Origin of the sequence: Streptobacillus felis, from assembly GCF_001559775.1 — a bacterium.
In the GTDB taxonomy this organism is placed as follows: Bacteria; Fusobacteriota; Fusobacteriia; order Fusobacteriales; family Leptotrichiaceae; genus Streptobacillus; species Streptobacillus felis.
In genome coordinates, this window is sequence record NZ_LOHX01000017.1 from 1 (window position 1) to 623 (window position 623).

1 pseudogene is annotated in these 623 nt (G+C 32.1%); it reads right to left on the reverse strand.

The window, feature by feature from the left end:
* Nucleotides 1–623: pseudogene (locus AYC60_RS00315) on the reverse strand (adhesin); the annotation flags it as partial.

The following is a 623-nucleotide window of genomic DNA, read 5'->3' on the forward strand; positions in this document are numbered from 1 at the left end:
TATTATCTGTATCTCCACCATCTACTGATACTGTTGTATGTTTAGATGCTTCTTTCTTAACTGCATTTAATTGTGATCCATTTACTGCCTCTTTAGATGTATCACTTACTTCTCCATCAGCTACATTTGTGATTTTGTTTCCACCATTATCAAGTCCATTAGATGTTAGACTTACATTAGCTTTACCATCTATTCCTGAATCTATAGTAATACCGTTACCATTAATTATTGTTGTATCTCCTGAAGCATTTTTAAATTCTGAACTTGTTAATCCTGTTAATTCTTTAGATAATTTAACTTCAAGTTTTCCTTCTTTTGCATTTATTCCAATGTTTCTATCTGATAACTTAGTCTCATCTGCTCCACCAACAATTTCAAGTTTTTCATTTAATTTTTTATCTATTACTGTAGTTCCATTATCTCCAGCAAATTTCAATCCATCTTTTAATGTTGCTACTGTTTCTTTTTCTCCATTTGGTTTTTCATAGATAATTCTTGTCTTAGTCTCTCCATTAGCTCCATCATTTCCATCTAGACCTTTTTCTCCATATTCTACACGGATTTTTGCTTCTGCATCTTTTCCATCTTTTCCTGGTACTCCTTTAGGTCCTGTTAGTCCTGTA